Source organism: Enterobacter sp. YSU, from assembly GCF_016082135.1.
In the GTDB taxonomy this organism is placed as follows: domain Bacteria; phylum Pseudomonadota; class Gammaproteobacteria; order Enterobacterales; family Enterobacteriaceae; genus Enterobacter; species Enterobacter hormaechei_C.
Map to the genome: position 1 here is coordinate 3,821,243 of NZ_CP059487.1, position 19,532 is coordinate 3,840,774.

Sequence of the window (19,532 nt, forward strand, 5' to 3'; positions counted from 1 at the left end):
ACGCCCGGCTGGCCGGGCGTTGACTGTTATGCCGCCACGTAACTTACGGAATGTTCGAGCGACTGGCTGTGGCTGTCGATCAGCACATCCCAGGTGCCGGTGTAAGGCACCGTCAGCCAGGCCTTATCGTCCTGGACGGTAAGGATATCTGCCTGCGATTGCTTCTGTCCTTTTGTACTCATCAGATGGATGCGGCAACGCTCTGAGCAACGTACCACTACCGTATCCCCGCCAAACAGTTTCAGACTCGTTTTAACTCGTGCCATTTTATACCCCGTCGTTTTTGCCCATCCCGAGCGTGATGTTGTTCACAATTTACTCATTGCATAACACCAAAGGGGCAGGGGTGGGATGCTGATTTCGATCAAAAAATGGCGCAACGATTAAACAAAAATGACAAAATCCCTGAAACCTTTCAGCGGACGCGCGTTTACCCTGCTTAACGCGCGCCCGGGAAAAATTATATGCGGAAATGGCCAGCGGTCTCAGCAAGGTCGCCCGCCTGGCTTTGCAGCGCGCTGGCCGCCGCAGCAGACTGTACAACAAGCTCGGCGTTCTGCTGCACCATGCGATCCAGGTGAGTCACCGCGTGGTTAATCTCATGGATCCCTTTCATCTGCTCCCGGGTGGCAATGGATATTTCACGCATAATGCCTGACACGCTCCCGACGCTGGCGCGGATCTCATCCATGCTGTCGCCCGCAAGGTGCACAAACCGGGAGCCGGTTGCAACGCTTTCGGTGGTGGAATCAATAAGGGATTTGATCTCCTTCGCCGCCTGAGCACTGCGGCTGGCCAGGTTACGTACTTCCCCCGCAACGACCGCGAACCCACGGCCTTGTTCCCCGGCACGCGCCGCTTCCACCGAGGCGTTAAGCGCCAGAATATTGGTCTGGAAGGCGATGCCGTCAATGACGCTGGTGATATCGCCGATTTTCGCGGAAGCCAGTTCGATGGACTGCATGGTGCTGATGGCCTGAGCGACGACGTCGCCGCCGCGGGATGCGGCGGCAGAGGCCTTGCTAGCCTGTTCATTCGCTTCTGCTGCCGACTCGTTTGACTGCGTAACGGAGGCCGTGATCTCTTCCACGGCGCTGGCGGTTTCGCGAAGGCTTGATGCCGCCTGCTCGGTACGCCCGGAAAGATCCTGATTGCCTGCCGCAATCTCATGCGCGGCGTTTTTCACTGAGGCGCTGGCATCACGCAGCTGGACCATCACCACAGAAAGCTTATCGCTGAAGGCGTTAAACGCCTGCGCAATTTGCGCCACTTCATCGCCCCCCTTATCCGGCAGACGCTGCGACAGATCGTTAGTACCGTTGGCAATGCTGTTCATCGCGTCACGGATACCGGACAGCCGCTTAAGCAGGCGGGCAATCAGGAGGTGCATGAGGGCTCCGCTCAGCAGGGCGAGGATCGCCAGAGACAGTGCAGATGCTTTTAGCAATGACCGCATCCCGGCGGTGGCATCGCCGTTATCGAGCGCCACAACCAGCAGCCAGTGCGTCCCCGGTACGGCGGTGGCCAGGAACGTTTTTTCGCGTCCGTTAAACGTTCCGTCAACCAGGTTGCCGCTTTTCAGGGTGGCAAAATCGGTCCCTTTGATCGTCTCCGTAAAAGGCTTAAGCGTCAGCGCAGGATCGCTGCCGGCAATAACGGTGCCGTTGCTGTCCAGAAGCAGTCCGCTGCTGGCCGGAGTCGGGTGAATACCGCGCACGTTAGCCACCACGCTGTCCATCGCCACATCGCCCGCCACCACCGCTTTCAGGGCGCCTTGCTCTTTAACCGGTACCGCGAACGTCACCACCAGTTTCCCGGTGCCCGCGTCCACATAGGGTGCAGTCACTACCGGGCCATCAGCGCTGACGGCCTGCTGATACCACGGGCGAAGGGTGGGATCGTAATCAGCGGGTACCCCGGTTGGGTCAGAAAATTTAGCCGTTTTGCTGGCATAACCCACGTAGACGTTGGTGAATCCACCCGCCAGCGCAAGCTGTTTAAACACCGGAACCGGATCGTCGCTGAGCGCGACTGGTTGCGCCGAGGTGATGACGGTCATTTTGCTGTTCACCCAGTCGGCAATCGCCATGTTGTGGCTGGCGCTGGTGCTGGTCAGAATATCGCGCTGCGACTGCTGATTATCCTGGCGCGTGACCTGAAAGTTAATAATGGTATTAAGAAGAAGGGCGACGACCAGACAGCCTGTCGTCGCGGCAATGATGCGGGTGCGAATGGATCTGAACATAAGTGTAATACCTGCTGTGTTGTTTCCATGCCTATCGGCAACGGTGCAGATAAACTTGATGCTGAAACCGCGTCCATAAGAAAATAATATTTTTAGCGGGTTATTATTAAAAAGTTAATACTTTATCGGCGGAAAGCGTCCATTCAGCCAGCTCCACCAGCGTACCAATTTCCACGCCATCAATCAGCGGCAGCCCGGTAATGCCGCGCCCGTCGGTACAGGTTTTGCACAGTTTGACCGCAACGTTTTGCGCGGTCAGGATCTCCAGCATTTGTTGAATGTTGTAGCCCTCTGCGGGTTTCTGCCCCTTCAGCCCGGCCGTGACGGCATCGGACATCAAAAAGAGGCGCAGCTCCAGCTCACTCTCCTTATCGCGCAGCGCGATTGCCAGGCGCAGGCTGTTAAAAAGGGATTCACTGCCGTAGGCCGCACCGTTGGCGACGATCACAATCTTCTGCATGTTGACTCCTGTTCTTTGAAAAGGCACGAATATTGCTTCTCGTACCGAAGAATACGTATCGGGGAGAGAAACGATGACGATAGTGGCTGGCAGTTCCCCTGGCGCAACCGAATGGTTCCAGCGTGCGAGAATGTTGCGCGAGGAACAGCTCGGCAGACTGGCGCAGCTGGGCGCACTGGTGAACGGCATCAGTCGACTGGTGCATATGCTACAGTGCGAGCGCGGTGCGTCAAATGTCTGGCTCTGCTCGCAGGGCAAATTGTACGCGCCTGAATGCAAGGCCAGCAGGGCCCTGGTGGATGAAAACCTCGCCGCATTGCACCTTCAGTTTAACGAACCGCTGCCGGGCAGCGCCCTGTGCGAACGTATTGCCAGCGCACTGCACGGCCTTGAGACGCTAACGGCGCTGCGTGATGGCGTTACAGGTCAATGCGTCACCGCGCCGCAGGCGATGGAACATTACAGCCGCATACTGCGACATTTGCTCAGTATCGTACCCCAACTCAGCGACAGCATTGACGATCCGCACATCGCGGGCCGATTTGTGGCCCTTTACAGCCTGATGCAGGGCAAAGAACTTGTGGGACAAGAGCGGGCGCTGGGGGCTATTGGTTTCACCCAGGGATTCTTTGACGATGAAACCCGCCAGCGGCTGGTGGATCGCATTGATGGCCAGCAGGCCTGCTTTGAGGTTTTTATCTCCCATTGCACTCCAGACGTGCAGGAGACGTTTATCCTCAACTGCCAGCCGGGTCTGGAGACTGAAAAACTCAGGCGTGAAGCGTGCACCCGCCAGCCTCCGGCAGATAACGGCGATACCGCCCTCAAATGGTTTGCCCTGCAAACCACGCGCCTTGAGCACCTGCGCACGCTGGAGGAGGTGGCAATTGCCGATCTGATGACGGCAGTTGAGGAGCGCCGCTATAGCGAAAACCTGCACGCAGACGATGAACACGACGATATCCTGGCGCGATTTCCGGATAAACCGCTGCTGCCGCTGGTGCGCCAGCAGGCGCGTGAAATTGAGCAACTCTCCCGTCAGCTTGCTTCCCTGCGCGACTCGCTGGAGGAGCGTAAGACCATCGATAAAGCCAAAAGCGTGCTGATGACGCACCAGAACATGAGCGAGGATCAGGCGTGGACCGCCCTGCGCAAAATGGCGATGGATAAAAACCAACGCATGGTAGATATCGCCCGTGCGCTGCTTACGGTGAAAAATCTGTGGAAGATACCCCCTGGGGAGTAATTGCACAGTCAGTGGGCAATTTATGCCTGATTGAGGTGCGTAATACAGCGCTCTTCTTGCAGAAACCCCGTAACGCCGGGGATGAAAAGCTGGCATTACCTTTGCATTAACAGATTAACCATTTTCGACGATGCGCCAACGGCGGTGCATGCGTCTTCAGGATAAAGGCGTCCAGCGGTGCTTCAGCACCGTCGGGCGCTTTTTTTTGCCTTTTTTCAGGAGCAATTATGGCGGATTTGTCGAGACGGCGGTTATTGCAGGCCAGCATGCTGGCGAGTGGTGCGATGCTGTTGCCGGGTGTCATGCAGGCCGCATGGGCGGCGGGGTCAGATAAGCCGGAGCAGGATACCGTGCGTATCGGGTTTATCCCCCTGACCGACTGCGCGCCCGTGGTTATCGCGGCCCTGAAGGGGTTCGATAAAAAACACGGCATTACTATTGTGCCGACCAAAGAGGCGAGCTGGGCGGCGGTGCGCGACAAGCTGGTGGCGGGCGAGCTGGACGCTGCGCACATTCTTTACGGCCTGCTGTACGGTCTGGAGCTGGGTATCGCGGGCAAGCCGCAGCAGATGGCGAACCTGATGACCCTCAACCAGAACGGTCAGGCCATTACGCTCTCCAGCGATCTGGCGGAGAAGGGCGTTCGTGACCTCGACGGGCTGAAAAAGCTGATTGCGCAGCAGGCGCCGGGAACCTACACCTTCGCGCATACCTTCCCGACGGGAACGCACGCCATGTGGCTCTACTACTGGCTGGCCAGCGCGGGGATTAACCCGTTTGACGACGTGCGCACCGTGGTGGTGCCGCCGCCGCAGATGGTGATGAACATGCGCATTGGCAACATGGTCGGGTTTTGCGTCGGCGAGCCGTGGAACGCGCGGGCGATTAACGACCGAATCGGGTTTACCGCCGCCACGTCGCAGTCCATCTGGGCCGATCACCCGGAAAAGATCCTCGGCACCCGACGCGACTGGGTGGCGAAAAATCCGCACACCGCACGGGCGCTGGTGAGCGCCGTGATGGAAGCCGCGCGCTGGATCGAGGCGTCAGCGGAAAACAAACGCGAAACCGCGCAGATCCTCTCGCGCCGCGCCTGGCTCAACTGCAAGGAACAGTATCTCACCGGACGTATGCTGGGCGAGTACGACAACGGGGTCGGTCAGCGCTGGCAGGATGCGCACCCGATCCGTTTCTTCAACGAGGGTGCCGTGAGCTACCCGTATCTCTCAGACGGGATGTGGTTCTTAACCCAGTTCCGCCGCTGGGGCTTGCTCAACGCCGCGCCGGATTACGCGGGCATTGCACAGCGCATTAACCAGACCGCGGTCTGGCAGGATGCCGCGACCGCCGTGGGCGGCATGTCCACACCGTCATCACCGTATCGCAGCAGCACCCTGATGGACGGCACCGTCTGGAACGGCACCGATCCGGAAGGGTACGCCAACCGCTTCGCCATTCACCGTAAAGGGGCCTGAGTATGCAGCATCTGCAAAATACAAAACCACAAGAGACGTCAGAGAGCGGGGAAGTGATTGTCCTGCCTCCGCTACAGGTTCGCCGTCGTGCGCCAGCGTTTACGCGTCGGATGAATGATTTTTTACAGCGCGTCATCCCGGCGCTGCTCGGTCTCGGCCTGCTGGTGGTGCTCTGGCAGCTGGCAGCGATAAACAGTAAAGGCTTTCCGACGCCGCTCAGCACGCTCGATTCGGCCATGACCCTGTTTGCCGATCCGTTTTATCGCGACGGGCCAAACGATATGGGCATTGGCTGGAACGTGCTGGCGTCGTTGCAGCGCGTTGCCATCGGCTTCGGTCTGGCGGCGCTGGCGGGCATTCCGCTGGGCTTTTTGATTGGCCGCTTCACCTTTTTCTCCCGCATGTTCAACCCGCTGATCGCGCTCCTGCGTCCGGTCAGCCCGCTGGCCTGGCTGCCTATCGGCCTGCTGCTGTTCCAGAAAGCGGAGCCTGCATCGAGCTGGACCATTTTTATCTGCTCCATCTGGCCGATGGTGATCAACACCGCTGAAGGGGTACGCCGTATTCCGCAGGACTACCTCAACGTGGCCCGGGTGTTGCAACTCTCAGAGTGGACCATCATGCGCCGCATTCTTTTCCCCGCCGTGCTGCCTGCGGTGCTGACCGGGGTACGTCTTTCCATTGGCATTGCCTGGCTGGTGATTGTCGCCGCCGAGATGCTCACCGGAGGTTTAGGCATTGGATTCTGGATCTGGAATGAGTGGAACAACCTCAACGTCGAAAACATTCTCATCGCCATCGTCATCATTGGCGTGGTCGGGTTGCTGCTGGAGCAGGGGCTGATGCTGATCGCCCGTCGCTTTAGCTGGCAGGAAAAATAAGGAGTGAAGATGAAACCGTTAATTCAGGTCCAGGCCGTGAGCCAGCGTTTTTCCACCGCCAGCGGCGAGTTTCTGGCGCTGCAAAACGTCTCTTTTGATATCCACGAGGGCGAAACCGTCAGTCTGATTGGTCACTCCGGCTGCGGCAAGTCGACGCTGTTAAACCTGATCGCCGGGATCACGCTGCCGACGGAAGGCGGGCTGATTTGCGACAACCGCGAAATCGCCGGGCCGGGGCCCGAGCGCGCGGTGGTGTTCCAGAACCATTCGCTGCTGCCGTGGCTGACCTGCTTCGACAACGTGGCGCTGGCGGTGGATCAGGTCTTCCGTCACACCATGAGTAAGGCCGAGCGCAAAGCGTGGATTGAGCACAACCTCGACCGGGTGCAGATGGGCCACGCGCTGCATAAGCGCCCCGGGGAGATCTCCGGCGGTATGAAGCAGCGCGTCGGGATTGCCCGGGCGCTGGCAATGAAGCCGAAAGTGCTGCTGATGGATGAGCCGTTTGGCGCGCTCGATGCGCTGACGCGTGCCCATCTGCAGGACTCGGTGATGCAGATCCAGCAGGCGTTGAACACCACCATCGTGCTCATCACCCACGACGTGGACGAGGCGGTACTGCTCTCTGACCGCGTACTGATGATGACCAACGGCCCGGCGGCCACCGTGGGTGAGATCCTGCGCGTCGATCTGCCGCGCCCGCGCAACAGGGTGCAGCTGGCGGATGACAGCCGCTATCACCACATGCGCCAGCAGATCCTCCATTTCCTCTACGAAAAACAGCCGAAAGCGGCGTAATGAGGGGGCACGATGCGACTGGTCATTATCGGTAATGGTATGGCGGCAACCCGGCTGATTGCGTCGCTCACCGGGCGTGTTCCCGGTCGTTTCGCTGTCACCGTCATCGGTGACGAGCCTGAGCAGGCGTACAACCGCATCCAGCTTTCACCGGTGCTGGGTGGTGAAAAGCAGGCGGAGCACATCTGTCTGCACGATGAAGACTGGTACACGGCACGAGGCGTGACGGTGCTGCGAGGAGAAAAGGCGCTCGCAGTAGACGTCAACGCGCGTGAAGTGCATACCTCTGCTCGCACGCTGGGCTGGGATGCGCTGGTGTTTGCCACCGGGTCTACCCCTGTAGTGCCGCCGATCCCCGGCGGCGATGCACCGCATGTGTTCACCTTTCGCACCCTGGCAGAGACCCGCGCCATCCAGAATATCTCCGGGCCGGCGGTAGTGCTGGGCGGCGGCGTACTCGGCGTGGAGGCAGCGGCAGCGCTGGCGCGAAACGGTGACAACGTCACGATTATCCATCGCGGCACGTGGCTGATGGAACAGCAGCTGGATCAGCAGGCGGGACTGCTGCTTGACGAGGCGCTGGCGAAGCGGGGCGTACGCTGTGAACTCGCCTCCGGCATCACGGCCATCACTGACGATGCCGTGACGTTGCTCGACGGACGCCGCATCGCCGCCACGCGCGTGGTGCTGGCTACGGGTGTACAGCCCAACGTCGCGCTGGCAAAAGCCAGCGGCATTCGCTGCGCGCGCGGCATCGTGGTGGATCAGCAGATGCAAACCTCCGTGCCGGATATCTACGCCATCGGCGAGTGCTGCGAAATTGACGGCCAGACGTTTGGCCTGGTCGCCCCCTGTCTGGCGCAGGCGGATATTCTTGCCGCGCGGCTGGCCGGGGAGGTCACCACGCCGTTTACCCTGACCGACAACGGCGTGCGCCTTAAGGTGACCGGCGTGGCGCTGTTCAGCCTCGGACGCGCGACGGCGCAGGCGGACGATGTGGTCTGGAGTTCATGGGACCCGCTGACCCGTCACTATCGACGTTTACTGATCCATCAGGGGGCGCTGGCTGGCGTGCTGCTGATGGGTGACTGCCGCAGCGCGGCAACCTTTACCGATTTACTGGCAACGGCTGCGCCCGCCCACGCGGACTGGCTGTTCGATCGTTTCACAACGCAACCGCAGGTTGCAGGACAGAACGCTATGACAAAACCTACTCTGGTGGTGGTTGGGCACGGTATGGTCGGCCATCATTTCCTCGAAGACTGCGTTAACCGCAATTTGCATCAGCAATATCAGATTATTGTTTTTGGCGAAGAGCGCTATGCGGCCTATGACCGCGTGCATCTGTCGGAATATTTTGGCGGACGCAGCGCGGACTCGCTCTCGCTGGTGGCGGGGGCGTTCTTTGCCGATAACGGCATTGAGCTGCGCCTCTCGCAGCAGATCGTCGCTATCGATCGTGATGCACACGTAGTGCGTACCGCCAGTGGCCATGAGACTCACTGGGACAAGCTGGTGCTGGCGACCGGCTCGTACCCGTTCGTACCACCCGTTCCGGGCAACGATCTGCCGGGTTGTTTTGTCTACCGCACCCTCGACGATCTGGACAACATTGCGGCCCATGCGACAGGCTCTCGCCGCGGCGTGGTAATTGGCGGCGGCCTGCTGGGGCTGGAGGCGGCGAATGCGCTTAAGCAGCTCGGGCTGGAAACCCACGTGGTGGAGTTTGCGCCTAACCTGATGGCGGTGCAGCTCGACAGCGACGGCGCGGCAATGCTGCGTAAGAAAATTGAGGCGCTGGGCGTAGGGGTACACACCAGTAAATCGACGACGGAGATTGCCACCGCAGACGACGGGCTGGTGCTGCGCTTTGCCGATGGTGAACAGCTGGAAACGGACATGGTGGTCTTCTCTGCCGGTATTCGGCCGCAGGACGCGCTGGCGCGCAGCAGCGGGCTGGCTGTCGGCGAGCGCGGCGGGATCTGCATTGACGACGGCTGCCGGACCTCGGATCCGGATGTGCTTGCCATCGGTGAATGCGCGCTGTGGGAGGGGAAAATCTTTGGCCTGGTGGCACCGGGCTACCAGATGGCGCGCGTGGCCGCCGCTGTGCTGGCGGGTGAGGAGAAGCGCTTCACCGGCGCGGATATGAGTACCAAACTCAAGTTGCTGGGCGTGGATGTGGCGTCGTTTGGCGATGCCCACGGGCGCACGCCGGGCGCGCTGAGCTACCAGTGGACGCACGGGCCGCAGCAAATCTACAAAAAGATTGTGGTCAGCCACGACAGCAAAACCCTGCTGGGTGGCGTGCTGGTGGGCGATGCCAGCGAATACGCCACGCTGGTGCAGATGATGCTCAACGGCATCAGCCTGCCAAAAGAGCCGGAAACGCTGATCTTACCCGTATCGTCAGGCAGCGCGCCGAAAGCGCTGGGCGTGGCGGCGCTGCCGGAAAGCGCGCAGATCTGTTCGTGTCATAACGTCAGCAAAGGGGATATCTGCCAGGCGGTAAGCGCGGGTGCGACGGATATCGGCGCCATTAAGCAGTGCACCAAAGCCGCGACCGGCTGCGGAGGCTGTAGCGCGCTGGTGAAGCAGGTGATGGAGTTCCAGCTTGCAGCGCAGGGCGTGGAGGTGAAAAAGGATATCTGCGAACACTTCCCGTACTCGCGTCAGGAGATTTACCACCTGGTGCGCGTCAACCATATCCGCACCTTCGACCAGCTTATCAGCCGCTACGGTCAGGGGCACGGGTGCGAGATCTGTAAGCCGCTGGTGGGATCGGTATTGGCTTCCTGCTGGAACGAGTATCTGCTGAAACCGGCGCATCTGCCGTTGCAGGACACCAACGACCGCTATTTCGCCAATATTCAGAAGGACGGAACCTACTCCATCGTCCCGCGGATGCCTGCGGGTGAAGTGACCGCCGACGGGCTGATCGCCATCGGCCAGATCGCGAAACGCTATAGACTTTACAGCAAAATTACCGGCGGGCAGCGTATTGACCTGTTTGGCGCCACGCTCGAACAGTTGCCGGAAATCTGGCAGGCGCTGGTAGAGGCCGGGTTTGAGACCGGACATGCTTACGGGAAATCCCTGCGCACGGTGAAATCATGCGTCGGGTCGACCTGGTGCCGCTACGGCGTGCAGGATTCCACCGGCCTCGCGGTCAGGCTGGAGCACCGCTACAAGGGGCTGCGCGCGCCGCACAAAATCAAAATGGCGGTCTCCGGCTGTACCCGTGAGTGCGCAGAGGCGCAGAGCAAAGACGTGGGGGTGATTGCCACGGACAAAGGCTGGAACCTCTATCTGTGCGGCAACGGCGGGATGAAGCCGCGCCACGCGGATCTCTTCGCCAGCGATCTGGACGACGAAACGCTGATCCGCACCGTTGACCGTTTCCTGATGTTCTACATTCGCACGGCAGATCGTCTGCAACGCACCAGTACCTGGATGGATAACCTGGAAGGCGGCCTCGACTATCTACGCGAGGTGATCCTCAACGACAGCCTGGGGATCGCCCACGAGCTGGAGCAGGAGATGGCCCGGGTGGTGGAGACCTACCAGTGCGAATGGCAAACCACCCTTAACGATCCTGACCGCCTGGCGCTGTTCCGCACCGCGGTGAACGTCCCCGCCGCGGAGGAGAACAAGCGCTGGCAGGAAATTTGTAATATCGACGAGATCCCGGAGCAGGCGGGCATTGGCGCGCATCTTGGGCGCAAACCGATTGCGCTGTTCCGCTTTGGCAAAACCGTTTATGCCCTCGACGATCGGGAGCCGGGCAGCCGCGCGAACGCGCTTTCACGCGGCATCCTCGGCGATGCGGCGGGGGAACCGGTGGTGATCTCGCCGCTCTACAAGCAACGTATTCGTCTGCGCGACGGGTGTCAGGCTGAGAGCGGGGCGCCTGCGGTGCGTGCCTGGCCGGTAAAAATCGAAAACGGCAAGGTGTGGGTTGGAAATGAAGAGCTGGTGATGCGCGCGGAGGCCTCATGACGGAAACCCGGACAACGTGCCCTTACTGCGGGGTGGGCTGCGGCGTGGTCGCCAGCGCAGACGGTGAAAAGGTGAGCATTCGGGGGGATGAAACTCATCCGGCGAATTTCGGTCGTCTGTGCGTAAAAGGATCTGCCCTTGGGGAAACCACGGGGCTACAGGGACGCCTGCTGCGCCCGGTTGTCGATGGCCGGGAGGTGGCATGGCCGCAGGCGCTGGGCGAAGCGAGCGAGCGGCTGCGGAACATCATCAACGAATGGGGGCCGCAGGCGGTGGCGTTTTATGCCTCCGGCCAGCTGTTGACCGAGGATTACTATGCCGCCAACAAGCTGATGAAAGGCTTTATCGGGGCGGCGAACATTGATACCAACTCGCGGCTGTGCATGTCATCGGCGGTGGTGGGCTACAAACGCGCCTTCGGTGAAGACGTGGTGCCGTGCAGCTACGAGGACGTGGAAAACAGCGATCTGGTGGTACTCGTTGGCTCGAACGCGGCCTGGACGCATCCGGTGCTGTATCAGCGGCTGGTGCAGGCAAAACACAACAATCCGCAGATGAAAGTGGTCGTGATCGATCCGCGTAAAACCGCCACCTGCGATATCGCCGATCTCCACCTCGCGCTCAGACCCGGCAGCGACGCCGGGCTGTTTGTGGGGTTGCTCAATCTGATCCAGGGGCGCGGCGAGTGGCCGATCCCTCGCGTGGCGGCGTTTTGCGATCTGCCTTCAGACGAGATTAGCACCTTCTACGACTGGTTTGTCACCGCGCCACGCGCGATCACGCTCTACACCATGGGGATCAACCAGTCCTCCAGCGGCAGCGACAAGTGCAACGCCATCATTAACGTGCATCTTGTCAGCGGGAAGTTCAACCGTCCTGGCTGCGGCCCGTTTTCGCTGACCGGACAGCCAAATGCCATGGGCGGGCGGGAAGTGGGGGGACTGGCGAACCAGCTGGCGGCGCACATGAACTTCGAGCCGGACGATCTCTCGCGCGTGGCGCGTTTCTGGGGAACGGAACGGCTGGCGCAGACCCCGGGCCTGATGGCGGTGGAACTGTTTGACGCTATTGCCCGCGGCGAGGTGAAGGCGGTGTGGATCATGGGCACCAACCCTGCCGTGTCACTTCCCGACAGCCACGCGGTGTGCCAGGCGCTGGCGGCCTGCCCGCTGGTCATGGTATCTGAGGTGATGCAGGAGACGGACACCAGCCGGTTTGCCCATATCCGTTTTCCCGCCCTGGGCTGGGGCGAGAAAAACGGCACGGTGACCAATTCAGAACGCCGTATCTCCCGCCAGCGCGCCTTTCTGCCTGCGCCGGGCGAGGCCAGACCGGACTGGTGGATCATCGCCCGGATCGCAGACCAGCTCGGTTATGGCGATGCCTTCGCCTGGGAACACCCTCAGGAGATATTTTGTGAACATGCGGCGCTAACGGCGTTTGAAAATAACGGCGAACGGGCGCTAAACCTGCGCGAACTGGCGTCGCTGTCACGAGAGGCGTGGGACGAGCTGGCGCCGTATCAGTGGCATGCCGGTGATTTCCCGCAAAGAACGCTTGTTCCGGTTGACCCCTCCCCGCATGGGGCAGGCGTCGACGAATTGTACCCCTTGATACTGAATACCGGGCGGATCCGCGATCAGTGGCACACCATGACGCGCACGGGGTATGTTCCGCGTCTGATGCAGCATATCGATGAGCCTTTTGTTGAGATGAACGCAACCGATGCGGCGCGCGCCGGGCTGACTGACGGCCAGCTGGCGCGGGTAAGTTCCCCGCGCGGAGTGATGGTTGCCAGAGTACGTATTTCCACCGCGCAGCGTGCAGGCGAGCTGTTTGCGCCGATGCACTGGAACGCGCAATTTGCCCGCCAGGGTAAGGTCAATGCGCTGGTGGAAGGGCGGGTTGATGCCGGGTCCGGCCAGCCGGAGAGTAAACAAACCGCGGTGAGGATCCTGCCCTGGCTACCGGCCTGGCAGGGTGAACTGTATGCCCGCGAGCTGCCAGCGCTGCCGCCGTCGGTCTGCTGGTGGCGTAAAGCCTCACGTCTGACGGTGGCGGGGGAGCAGCCGTTGCTGTCGTGGATCATGGCGTACGCCAGCGGTCGGGGCTGGCAGTTACAGGTGGCACAGACGGGAGAACGCAGCAGCGTGCTCGCCTGGCATCACGGTGAGCTGATGCTGGGCTACTGGGAGGGCCATACGCTGCCGGCGCTGGCGCATGCGTTTATTGAAGAAGCCTTTGCTGCTGCGCCCGTCCAACTTGCTGAACGCCATGCGCTGCTGCACGGGCAACGGCCGGACGAAGATGCCGATCCCGGGCGAATTATCTGTAGCTGCTTCAGCGTGGGTGAAAATACGATACGTAAGGCAATAGCCGGAGGCTGTGATTCTGCCCCAGCGCTGGGCGTGAAGCTGCGCTGCGGCACGAACTGTGGTTCCTGCGTGCCGGAGCTGAAAGCGCTGTTGGGATAATAGTGTAAGGGCGTCGGGTGGCGGCTTCGCACCGGTACGAATTTGTAGGTCGGGTAAGGCGAAGCCGCCACCCGACAAATCTTTTCAGGATATTCCTGAAATTTCTCTTAAGACTGGTTTTCAGGGCTTATGGCGTTAACATAATAAGTGTTTGTTCATAAACACAGGTTCTGATTGACGACGTTGAAGGCTGTATCGTCCCGCATCCGTTTTTTGCTGTTACTCCCCCTTTTTACGGCTGGAGCCGTTCATGGTGCGCCGAAATCCTTCGTGCAGCAGGCGCAAAATCCGTTTGATAACAACGGCGATAGTCTGCCGGATCTCGGCATGGCGCAACCGACCAGCGAAGGCGAAAAGCATCTGGCTGAAATGGCTAAGGCATTCGGTGAAGCCAGTATGACCGATAACGGCCTGACGGCCGGGCAGCAGGCGCGACAGTTCGCGTTTGGCAAGGTGCGGGATGCCGTGAGCGGGGAAGTCAACGAGCAGATTGAATCCTGGCTTTCACCCTGGGGAAACGCCAACGTCAATGTGCTGGTGGATGACGACGGCAACTTTAACGGCAGCAGCGGAAACTGGTTTATCCCCTGGAACGACAACACCCGCTATCTGAGCTGGAGCCAGCTTGGGCTGACGCAGCAGACAGACGGGCTGGTGAGTAACGTCGGGGCTGGTCAGCGCTGGGTTGCCGGAAACTGGCTGCTGGGCTACAACACTTTTTACGACAACCTGCTGGAAGACAACCTGCAACGTGCCGGGCTGGGCGCAGAGGCGTGGGGTGAAAACCTGCGCCTGTCGGCCAATTACTACCAGCCGTTCGCTGGCTGGCAGCCGCGTTCCGACATCCGCGAGCAGCGCATGGCGCGCGGATACGACGTAACGGCCAAAGCCTGGCTTCCCTGGTTTCACCACCTGAACACCAGCGTCAGCTTTGAACAGTATTTTGGCTATAACGTCGATCTGTTTAACAGCGGTACGGGGTATCACAACCCGGTTGCGGTCAACCTGGGGCTGAACTATACCCCCGTACCGCTGGTCACCCTGACGGCTGCCCATAAACAGGGGGAGAGCGGCGTTAGCCAGAATAACCTCGGGCTGAAGCTCAACTATCGTTTTGGCGTGCCGCTGGCGAAACAGCTTTCCGCCGGGGAAGTGGCGGCGACGCGCTCGCTGCGGGGCAGCCGCTATGATTCACCCGATCGCGATAATCTGCCCGTGATGGAATTCCGTCAGCGCAAAACCCTCTCGGTATATCTGGCCACGCCGCCGTGGGATCTTAAGCCAGGCGAAACGGTTATGCTGAAGCTGCAAATTCGCAGCACGCACGGTATCCGGCAGATCCACTGGCTGGGTGATACCCAGGCGCTCAGCCTGACCTCACCGGCAAACGGCAACAGCAGCGATGGCTGGAGTGTGATCATGCCTGCATGGGATGATTCGGAAGGGGCGAAAAATACATGGCGGCTTACGGCCGTGGTGGAAGATAAGGATGGGCAGCGTGTCTCCTCCAATGAGATCACGCTTTCCGTGGTGCAACCGCTCGTCGCAATGCCTGCCGACGATCCACGGTGGAAGTTGCTGCCGGATGAGTAAGTTAAAAAATGCGCTCCTGATGCACCCAGACGGCGGCTTCGACGCGGGATTTTAACTTCATTTTTTTCAGCATGTGTTTGACATGCACTTTGACCGTGCTCTCGGTGATGTCCAGACGGCGGGCGATCATTTTGTTCGGCAGCCCCTGGGCAATCAGCTTCAGAATGTCACGCTCACGCGGGGTCAACTGGCTGACGTCACGATCAGACGTGGCGCGGTTCGCACGCAGGCTGGCGGCCAGTACCGGCGTTAACGCTTCACTCAGCACCATCTCGCCTGCGGCAGCCTGTTGCAGCGCCTTGAGCAGATCTTCCGGCTCCATATCTTTCAGCAGATAGCCGTCTGCCCCTCGCTTGAGGGCGGTGACCACGTCTTCTTCATGGTTTGAGACGCTGAAGACCACCACCCGGCCAGAGAGGGATTTCTCCCGCAGCTTGTCGAGGGTTTCCAGGCCATTCATGCCCGGCATGTTGAGATCGAGCAAGATCAAATCAGGATCGAGCGATTCGGCAAGTTCAATACCCTGTTCGCCGTTACTGGCTTCCCCGACGACGGTGATATCTGGCGCCATGCTGACAAGCTGTTTAACGCCAGTGCGCAGCATCGGATGATCGTCAATCAACAGGATAGATGCCGGTTCCTGATTAGTCATGGTTTTCTCCTTGAGCAGTTATGAGGGGCTTTTCGGGTATAAAGGTGACCACAACTTCGGTGCCACCTGACTCTCCCCGGCGAACCTGGCAATCACCGCGCAGGCTTTGCGCGCGGTCTCGCATAATAATTAAACCATAGTGGTTCGTTCGTTCGGCATTTTCCGGCACGCCGCGGCCGTTATCCTGAACCCTGAGCTTCACCTGATTATCCTGGCAGCTGACGGTGACCGTGACGGCCGTCGCCTCGGCATGCTTGAGCACGTTGCTCAGGGCTTCGCGGGCAATTTGCAGCAAGTGGATCGCCTGGTGAGAGGGGACAAAACGCGGTGGCAGCTGGTAATCCAGCTTCACCGGGAAGCCCAGCCGGGCGCTAAACTCCTGACAGCTGGATTCCAGCGCAGGGCGCAGCCCCGGCTCTGTGAGCTGCAAACGGAAGGTGGTCAGCAGCTCGCGAAGCTCAATCCACGAGGTGTTAAGTTCGTTGCGGATCTGGCTGAGCAGCTGTTTGCTGCTCTCGGGCATGCCTTCATCCTGCATTTGCAGGCAGCTCACCTGCATCTTCATGCAGGAGAGGGACTGGGCGATGGAGTCGTGCAGCTCGCGGGCGATGGTGGCACGCTCCTCCATCACGATCAGCTGCTGCTGTTTCTCCTGGTGGCGGTCGAGCGCCAGCGTGGCCGTGAGCTGCTCAACAAGCGTATCGACCAGCTGCTGCTGGTCGTGGCTCAGGTGACGTCCGGCGGGCAGGGTGGCCAGCAAAATACCGTACTGGGTATGGCTGTCCATCAGCCGCCACTTGAGGGTCGTGCCGCTGGCGGTAAGCGGCGGCAAGCCGCGCGGGCACAGATGACACCCTTTATCGTCGCAGGATATGTCCGACTGACAGGTAAATTCCTGATGGTTTTCCTCATCCTCAACGTCGTAAACCCGAAGCTCAAGATCGCGGAGCAGAGTCAGATTTTGCAGGCCGTTCAGTACCGGCGAGAGACGTTCGCAAAGCGGGACCTGCATATGCAGGCGACGGTTCGCCTGCCAGAGGAAAGAGAGGATCTCGTTTTTCTGCTCAAGCCCGGCGGTTTTCTCCTGGACGCGTTGTTCCAGTACCGCGTAGCTTTCTGATAGCTCTGCCGACATGGTGTTGAGCGCCTCGCCGAGCATCGCCATTTCGTTGCGCCCGCTGATGTGCGTGCGCTGGGTAAAATCGCGCTGTGTGACGGCGCGAGCCATCGCCAGGAGCTGTTTCCAGGGATTAAGCAACCGCGCGCGTAGCCAGATAACCGTGAAAATCAGCAGCAAACCCATAAACAGCGCCATTGCGCGGTGAACCATCACCACACGGTCAATGCGTAACTCAGTGGTGCGATCGAATGAGGAGACAAGATGATCGATGCGTGACACAAACCCGGCGACGTCCCGGGCGACCGTTTCCCGGTCTTCCGCCCGCTTTAACCCAGGCTCCAGCTGGGTATGCCAGTAGCCCTGAAGCGCCTTAAGCTGAGATTGCTGACCGTCACGGATGGCGGCTCTTTCCAGTTCAGGGCTGAATGCGGTACGCTCCATTTCGTCGATAAGCGGTTGGTCAGCCTGCGTCAGCGGCACCGACGCCAGCAGCCGGTAACTCTGCATACGTAGCGAGCCTGCCTCGTTGATGGCATGCGCGTTACCCTGTACACCCTGTACCAGCCAGCCAGAAATAGCCATGCCGGTCACGCCGATAGCGGTGGACAGCAGAACAATAAGCGCCAGCTGGTTAACCAGCGTCAGCGGAGATAAACATCTTTTTAACATAGAGTTGCCGGGCTCCTGACGTGACCTGATTGCAGGAATGGCGCTATTCTGGTGCATACCCTGGAGTATACCCATACCAATAAAGGATTACCTCTAAATTGCCAGAGGGGTAACGGTTAGTGGGTGGACGAAGCAGGGATGCGTCAGCACCGTGAAAAACCACACCTTTTTTACGTTTTGCATCTACTCATTAAGAGTGATGGCTTTTTTTTCGCCGCAAAACCTCCCACTTTTCCTTTGATTTATATCAACTTACCGCCGCTCTAAAGCCCTAATGTTTGCAGCATCATTCGAGAATCAGAGGTGTCTATGAGTCACTCTTCCGCTCCCGAAAGGGAAACTGGTGCCGTTATTACAGACTGGCGTCCAGAGGATCCGGCGTTCTGGCAACAGCGCGGCCACCGTGTAGCAAGTCGTAATCTGTGGATTTCCGTTCCATGTCTGTTACTGGCGTTTTGCGTCTGGATGTTGTTTAGTGCGGTTGCGGTTAACCTTCCAAAAGTGGGCTTTACCTTTACCACCGATCAGCTGTTTATGTTGACCGCGTTGCCGTCGCTTTCAGGCGCACTGCTGCGCGTTCCTTACGCGTTTATGGTGCCGGTCTTTGGCGGTCGTCGCTGGACGGCTTTCAGTACCGGGATCATGATCGTACCGTGCGTGTGGCTCGGTTTTGCGGTGCAGGATACCTCCACACCGTTTAGCGTATTCGTGATTATCTCTCTGCTGTGCGGTTTTGCGGGGGCGAACTTTGCGTCCAGTATGGCAAACATCAGCTTCTTCTTCCCGAAAGCGAAGCAGGGTGGTGCGCTGGGCATTAACGGCGGCCTCGGTAATATGGGCGTGAGCGTGATGCAGCTGATTGCCCCGCTGGCGATCTCTGTCTCCATCTTTGCGGCCTTTGGCGGCGGCGGTGTGACGCAGCCCGACGGTTCCGTGCTGTTCCTGCAAAACGCCTCCTGGATTTGGGTACCGTTCCTGGTGGTCTTTACCCTGGCTGCGTGGTTCTTCATGAACGATCTGTCCGCGTCCAAAGCGTCACTGAGCGAGCAGCTGCCAGTGCTGAAACGTGGCCACCTGTGGGTGATGGCGCTGCTGTATCTGGCGACCTTCGGCTCGTTCATCGGTTTCTCCGCAGGTTTTGCCATGCTGTCTAAAACCCAGTTCCCGGACGTGCAGATCCTTCAGTTTGCCTTCTTCGGTCCGTTTATCGGCGCGCTGGCACGTTCGCTGGGCGGGATGATCTCCGACCGTCTGGGGGGAACGCGCGTTACGCTGGTGAACTTTGTTGTGATGGCCATCTTCTGTGCGCTGCTGTTCCTGACGCTGCCTGCGGGTGGTGAGGGGGGTAACTTCTTTGCCTTCTTCGGCGTATTCATGGTGCTGTTCCTGACCGCCGGGCTGGGCAGTGCGTCTACTTTCCAGATGATCTCTGTCATCTTCCGCAAGCTGACCATGGACCGCGTCAAAGCGCAGGGTGGGAGCGACGAGCAGGCAATGCGTGAAGCCGCCACCGATACCGCTGCGGCGCTTGGGTTTATCTCTGCGATTGGCGCGATTGGCGGCTTCTTTATTCCAAAAGCGTTCGGCATCTCACTGGATCTGACCGGCTCTCCGGCGGGTGCGATGAAAATATTCCTCGTCTTCTATATCGCCTGCGTGGTCATCACCTGGCTGGTATATGGCCGTAATACCAAGAAAAACAAGTAAGCTTGATTATCCGTTTGCGCGGCCTGAGTGCCGCGCTTTTTTTAATCGCTAAATAGTTACAACATACTAATAGCTTTTCCTGTGGTCATACGCAGGTAACGCTGTGATCGCCATCGCTTTACAGGTGTTTCTACCCCTTAATACCTAAGATGTTAAATTTTGCCTCGCTTATTGTACGATAAATAAAATATATCTATATAAATCATAAAGTTA

13 protein-coding genes are annotated in these 19,532 nt (G+C 59.4%); 8 read left to right on the forward strand and 5 right to left on the reverse strand.

The window, feature by feature from the left end; genetic code table 11:
• Nucleotides 1-26: 26 nt before the first annotated feature.
• The 3 genes from H2Z33_RS18400 to H2Z33_RS18410 form a co-directional block, all read right to left on the reverse strand.
• Nucleotides 27-266: a hypothetical protein gene (locus H2Z33_RS18400; RefSeq protein WP_015570352.1), complete on the reverse strand. Its 240-nt coding sequence runs from the start codon at nucleotides 264-266 to the stop codon at nucleotides 27-29.
• Nucleotides 267-460: 194 nt separating this feature from the next.
• The gene (locus H2Z33_RS18405; protein ID WP_063134667.1) at nucleotides 461-2,245 is read right to left on the reverse strand and encodes a methyl-accepting chemotaxis protein; all 1,785 of its coding nucleotides are present in this window, start codon (nucleotides 2,243-2,245) and stop codon (nucleotides 461-463) included.
• Between the two features lie 106 nt (nucleotides 2,246-2,351).
• On the reverse strand, nucleotides 2,352-2,705 hold the full coding sequence (locus H2Z33_RS18410) for a DsrE/DsrF/TusD sulfur relay family protein (protein ID WP_017384253.1): 354 nt from the start codon (nucleotides 2,703-2,705) through the stop codon (nucleotides 2,352-2,354).
• Between the two features lie 73 nt (nucleotides 2,706-2,778).
• On the opposite strand from H2Z33_RS18410, the gene nasR reads away from it, so the two are divergent.
• The 7 genes from nasR to H2Z33_RS18445 all read left to right on the forward strand — a co-directional run bounded on the left by nasR (nucleotide 2,779) and on the right by H2Z33_RS18445 (nucleotide 15,171).
• On the forward strand, nucleotides 2,779-3,951 hold the full coding sequence (nasR, locus tag H2Z33_RS18415) for a nitrate regulatory protein NasR (protein ID WP_048974231.1): 1,173 nt from the start codon (nucleotides 2,779-2,781) through the stop codon (nucleotides 3,949-3,951).
• A gap of 227 nt (nucleotides 3,952-4,178) precedes the next feature.
• Nucleotides 4,179-5,426, forward strand: a complete 1,248-nt coding sequence (locus H2Z33_RS18420) for a CmpA/NrtA family ABC transporter substrate-binding protein (protein ID WP_023296759.1) — start codon at nucleotides 4,179-4,181, stop codon at nucleotides 5,424-5,426.
• Between the two features lie 2 nt (nucleotides 5,427-5,428).
• A complete protein-coding gene (gene ntrB / locus H2Z33_RS18425) occupies nucleotides 5,429-6,307 on the forward strand; it encodes a nitrate ABC transporter permease (protein WP_032671624.1) in 879 nt (292 codons plus the stop codon).
• A gap of 9 nt (nucleotides 6,308-6,316) precedes the next feature.
• The gene (locus tag H2Z33_RS18430; protein WP_015570359.1) at nucleotides 6,317-7,105 is read left to right on the forward strand and encodes an ABC transporter ATP-binding protein; all 789 of its coding nucleotides are present in this window, start codon (nucleotides 6,317-6,319) and stop codon (nucleotides 7,103-7,105) included.
• A gap of 12 nt (nucleotides 7,106-7,117) precedes the next feature.
• Complete coding sequence (gene nirB / locus H2Z33_RS18435; RefSeq protein WP_074133752.1) at nucleotides 7,118-11,104, forward strand: nitrite reductase large subunit NirB; 3,987 nt, start codon at nucleotides 7,118-7,120, stop codon at nucleotides 11,102-11,104.
• Complete coding sequence (locus tag H2Z33_RS18440; protein WP_063134666.1) at nucleotides 11,101-13,578, forward strand: nitrate reductase; 2,478 nt, start codon at nucleotides 11,101-11,103, stop codon at nucleotides 13,576-13,578. Before nirB ends, H2Z33_RS18440 begins: the two co-directional genes overlap by 4 nt.
• A 174-nt stretch (nucleotides 13,579-13,752) precedes the next feature.
• On the forward strand, nucleotides 13,753-15,171 hold the full coding sequence (locus tag H2Z33_RS18445; protein WP_063134665.1) for a YchO/YchP family invasin: 1,419 nt from the start codon (nucleotides 13,753-13,755) through the stop codon (nucleotides 15,169-15,171).
• Nucleotide 15,172: 1 nt separating this feature from the next.
• Here the strand turns inward: H2Z33_RS18445 and narL are convergent, their stop codons facing one another.
• Both narL and narX read right to left on the reverse strand, forming a co-directional pair.
• Nucleotides 15,173-15,823 carry a two-component system response regulator NarL gene (narL, locus tag H2Z33_RS18450; protein ID WP_003856701.1) on the reverse strand — a complete coding sequence of 217 codons (651 nt, stop codon included), beginning with the start codon at nucleotides 15,821-15,823 and terminating at the stop codon, nucleotides 15,173-15,175.
• Nucleotides 15,816-17,612 carry a nitrate/nitrite two-component system sensor histidine kinase NarX gene (gene narX, locus H2Z33_RS18455; RefSeq protein ID WP_063134664.1) on the reverse strand — a complete coding sequence of 599 codons (1,797 nt, stop codon included), beginning with the start codon at nucleotides 17,610-17,612 and terminating at the stop codon, nucleotides 15,816-15,818. Before narX ends, narL begins: the two co-directional genes overlap by 8 nt.
• A 309-nt stretch (nucleotides 17,613-17,921) precedes the next feature.
• Between narX and H2Z33_RS18460 the strand changes: the two genes are divergently transcribed.
• A complete protein-coding gene (locus H2Z33_RS18460; RefSeq protein ID WP_017693303.1) occupies nucleotides 17,922-19,319 on the forward strand; it encodes a NarK family nitrate/nitrite MFS transporter in 1,398 nt (465 codons plus the stop codon).
• Nucleotides 19,320-19,532: the final 213 nt, after the last annotated feature.